A 4,483-nucleotide genomic window follows, 5' to 3' on the forward strand; every position below is an offset into this window, starting at 1 on the left:
CCATGAATGTGACTGGAACAGACTGGAAAGTCTGGCCAAAGTGGGTGACAGCCCCGTACAGGAAGCATGATTGGACGTATTAAGTAGGGCGGGACACGTGAAATCCTGTCTGAAGATCGGGGGACCACCCTCGAAGGCTAAGTACTCCTTACTGACCGATAGCGAACCAGTACCGTGAGGGAAAGGTGAAAAGCACCCCGACGAGGGGAGTGAAACAGTACCTGAAACCGAACGCCTACAATCAGTTGGAGGGCCCTTGCGGCCTGACAGCGTACCTTTTGTATAATGGGTCATCGACTTGGTCTATCTAGCAAGCTTAAGCCGTTAGGTGTAGGCGCAGCGAAAGCGAGTCTTAATAGGGCGTCGAGTTAGATGGATCAGACCCGAAACCGAGTGATCTAGGCATGGCCAGGCTGAAGGTAAGGTAACACTTACTGGAGGGCCGAACCCACATCCGTTGAAAAGGATCGGGATGAGCTGTGCCTAGGGGTGAAAGGCCAATCAAACTCGGAGATAGCTGGTTCTCTGCGAAATCTATTTAGGTAGAGCGTCGTACGAATACCCCCGGGGGTAGAGCACTGGATGGGTAATGGGGCCCCACAGGCTTACTGATCCTAACCAAACTCCGAATACCGGGGAGTACTATACGGCAGACACACTGCGGATGCTAACGTCCGTAGTGGAGAGGGAAACAACCCTGACCTCCAGCTAAGGCCCCTAATTCATGGCTAAGTGGGAAAGCAGGTGGGACGACCAAAACAACCAGGAGGTTGGCTTAGAAGCAGCCATCCTTTAAAGATAGCGTAACAGCTCACTGGTCTAAACAAGTTGTCCTGCGGCGAAGATGTAACGGGGCTCAAGCCATGAGCCGAAGCTGAGGATGCGTTTATCGCATGGTAGCAGAGCGTAGTGTGACATAACTCCATTCCTCCTTAGTGCCCTCGGGTACATTGGAGGAGAGGAGTTTTCTGTGAAGCCGGGGCGTGAGCCATCCGGTGGAGAGATCACTAGTGAGAATGATGACATGAGTAGCGACAAAGAGTGTGAGAGACACTCTCGCCGAAAGTCCAAGGGTTCCTGCTTAAAGCTAATCTGAGCAGGGTAAGCCGGCCCCTAAGCCGAGGGCGAAAGCCGTAGGCGATGGGAACCACGTTAATATTCGTGGGCCAGGAAGATGTGACGGATCGTGACTGTTGTTCACCCTTATCGGATTGGGTGGGCCGCTAATCGGTTCCTGGAAATAGCCTTCCATCAGACCGTACCCTAAACCGACACAGGTGGACTGGTAGAGCATACCAAGGCGCTTGAGAGAACGATGTTGAAGGAACTCGGCAAAATACCTCCGTAAGTTCGCGAGAAGGAGGCCCGGTTCCTAGGCAACTAGGGGCTGGGGGCACAAACCAGGGGGTGGCGACTGTTTACTAAAAACACAGGGCTCTGCGAAGTCGCAAGACGACGTATAGGGTCTGACGCCTGCCCGGTGCCTGAAGGTTAAAAGGAGGGGTGAGAGCTCTGAATTGAAGCCCAGGTAAACGGCGGCCGTAACTATAACGGTCCTAAGGTAGCGAAATTCCTTGTCGGGTAAGTTCCGACCTGCACGAATGGCGTAACGACTTCCCCGCTGTCTCCAACATCGACTCAGCGAAATTGAATTACCTGTCAAGATGCAGGTTTCCCGCGGTTAGACGGAAAGACCCCGTGCACCTTTACTACAACTTCGCACTGGCATCAGGCCATGCATGTGCAGGATAGGTGGTAGGCTTTGAAGCAGGGACGCCAGTCCTTGTGGAGCCACCCTTGAGATACCACCCTTGCATTGCTTGATGTCTAACCGCGGTCCGTTATCCGGATCCGGGACCCTGCGTGGTGGGTAGTTTGACTGGGGCGGTCGCCTCCTAAAGCGTAACGGAGGCGCGCGAAGGTTGGCTCAGAGCGGTCGGAAATCGCTCGTTGAGTGCAATGGCAGAAGCCAGCCTGACTGCGAGACTGACAAGTCGAGCAGAGTCGAAAGACGGCCATAGTGATCCGGTGGTCCCAAGTGGGAGGGCCATCGCTCAACGGATAAAAGGTACGCCGGGGATAACAGGCTGATACTGCCCAAGAGTCCATATCGACGGCAGTGTTTGGCACCTCGATGTCGGCTCATCTCATCCTGGGGCTGGAGCAGGTCCCAAGGGTACGGCTGTTCGCCGTTTAAAGAGGTACGTGAGCTGGGTTTAGAACGTCGTGAGACAGTTCGGTCCCTATCTGCCGTGGGTGTAGGATACTTGAGAGGAGTTGCCCCTAGTACGAGAGGACCGGGGTGAACGATCCACTGGTGGACCTGTTGTCGTGCCAACGGCAGTGCAGGGTAGCTATGATCGGACAGGATAACCGCTGAAGGCATCTAAGCGGGAAGCCCCCCTCAAAACAAGGTATCCCTGAGGGCCGTGGTAGACCACCACGTCGATAGGCCGGAGATGTAAGCATGGTAACATGTTCAGTTGACCGGTACTAATTGCCCGATAGGCTTGATTTGATCCAGTAATAGCCAGGCTGTCGCCCCAAAGGGGCGCATCTGATGAAACTGATCAGAAGCATACATCACAAACACATGCGTGTTTGACTTGGACATACAGAGGTCTTTTTCGGTTTGGTGGTCATAGCGCAAGCAAAACACCCGGTCCCATCCCGAACCCGGCCGTTAAGTGCTGTAGCGCCGATGGTACTGCGTCTTAAGGCGTGGGAGAGTAGGTCACTGCCAAACCTAAAAAGCCCTCTGTTTCGTATCTCTCTTTCGATGGCCTCACCGGTGATACTGAATTGTCTCTGAGGCCGCTTTTGGCGCGGGGTGGAGCAGCCCGGTAGCTCGTCAGGCTCATAACCTGAAGGTCGTAGGTTCAAATCCTACCCCCGCAACCAACGATACTTGCGATGCCTCCGCCGGCCCTGCCGCGGAGGTTTTTGCTTTTCCGGACCCCGAGTGCCGGGATCTTCTGCTGCGCCCTCCCGCAACCAACGATTTCTGCGAAAGCAGATTGTCCAAAGCCTCGGCCTCCGAAAGGAAGTCGGGGTTTTGCTTTCCGGCGGCAAAGCGCAGGATCGCCCCCAGGTCGCCGCGAAGGACGATGGAGAGTTCGCCGTTCTCGGGCACGAGGCTGATTTCATCGACAAGTGATCGAAGCACGTCGACGGCGGCGCCACGATCTTCCTCGGATTGCAGGTTCTCGCAGAGCTTGGCGATCCGATCCTGATACATTCGTGCCATGTTCGGGTGCAGCAATGGCGGCGGCTCGTCGGCATTGTCCAGAAGCTCGGTTAACTCCGCCTTCCTCGCCTCCAGCTTCTCGGCCTTGTCTTTGAGTTTCGCCGGCGGGAAGCCCTGAAGAATGGCGTCGACCATCTTGTCGAGCTCTCGGTCAACCTTCTCGAGTTCGCTCCTCCAGCCGGCCAGGTCGGCTCCGCGCTCGATACGAAGCCGATTTACCTCGCGCGTGAACTCGGCACAGAACTCATTGAAGAGCTCCGGCGACATGAGGTGCTTCCGAAGGCCATTCAGGATCGACGCCTCCAAGGCATCCCGACGGATGTTTAGACGGTTATCGCATGTGCCCTTGTTCCGCGACGCTGCGCAGCCAAGCAGGTCTTTCGAAATCAGGGAGTACCCACCACCACAGCACCCGCACTTGATGAGGCCGGCGAAAAGATGCTTCGGCCGTCGTCTATCGTTCATCGGATTGCTGCCTGTCGCCGTGGTATCAAACGAAAGGCTCTTTTGCCTTTTCTTCACGGCGTCCCAGAGATCTTGGTCCACAATCCGAAGGTCCGGGACCTCCTGGACAACCCACTCACTTTCCGGGTTCGGGCGGGAGACGCGCTTGCCGGTGTCAGGATCCTTCATGTATCGCAGACGGTTCCAGACCAGCCGCCCGATGTAGAGTTCATTGTTGAGAATGCCCGTCCCTCGTTTCGGGTTGCCGTGGATTGTCGACGGCCCCCACTCCTTGCCCTGCGGTCCCGAAATGCCCTCCCGGTTCAAGGTCATTGCGATCGTCCGCGATGATTGTCCGGACAAGTAATCCCTGAAGATGCGCCGAACGACGTTTGCTTCGGCTGGGTTGATCTTCCGCTCGCCCCGATCGTCCGGATCGGCCGTGCGAACGACGTCATACCCATAACAAAGCCCACCACCGGAGCGACCCTTCTCGACGCGCCCGCGAAGACCGCGCCGGGTCTTGTCGGCTAGATCCTTGAGGAAGAGTGCGCCCATCGTGCCCTTGAGACCGATGTGCAATTCACTGACCTCGCCTTCGGACAGCGTCACAATACTCACACCTGCAAAGCGCATCCGCTTGTAGAGCCCGGCGATGTCCTCCTGGTCCCGAGAGAGACGATCCAGCGACTCCGCGAGGATCACGTCGAAACGGCCCTTCAGCGCATCCGAGATCAGTTCCTGAACGCCGGGCCGAAGCAAGGACGCCCCGTGAGCCTCCCCAACTGAACT

General features: G+C 56.5%; 1 protein-coding gene, 1 tRNA gene and 2 rRNA genes. 3 read left to right on the forward strand and 1 reads right to left on the reverse strand.

The window, feature by feature from the left end:
• The 3 genes from TR61_RS19080 to TR61_RS19090 all read left to right on the forward strand — a co-directional run.
• Positions 1-2,518 (forward strand): 23S ribosomal RNA (locus TR61_RS19080); the annotation flags it as partial.
• Positions 2,519-2,631: 113 nt separating this feature from the next.
• A 5S ribosomal RNA gene (gene rrf, locus TR61_RS19085) occupies positions 2,632-2,746 on the forward strand.
• Positions 2,747-2,824: 78 nt separating this feature from the next.
• Positions 2,825-2,901 (forward strand) — tRNA-Met (locus TR61_RS19090).
• Here TR61_RS19090 and TR61_RS19760 read toward each other — a convergent pair.
• Positions 2,858-4,453 carry a recombinase family protein gene (locus TR61_RS19760; RefSeq protein ID WP_245626934.1) on the reverse strand — a complete coding sequence of 532 codons (1,596 nt, stop codon included), beginning with the start codon at positions 4,451-4,453 and terminating at the stop codon, positions 2,858-2,860. The genes TR61_RS19090 and TR61_RS19760 overlap by 44 nt on opposite strands.
• Positions 4,454-4,483 lie beyond the last annotated feature (30 nt).

This window comes from Aestuariivita boseongensis (genome assembly GCF_001262635.1).
Lineage (GTDB): Bacteria > Pseudomonadota > Alphaproteobacteria > Rhodobacterales > Rhodobacteraceae > Aestuariivita > Aestuariivita boseongensis.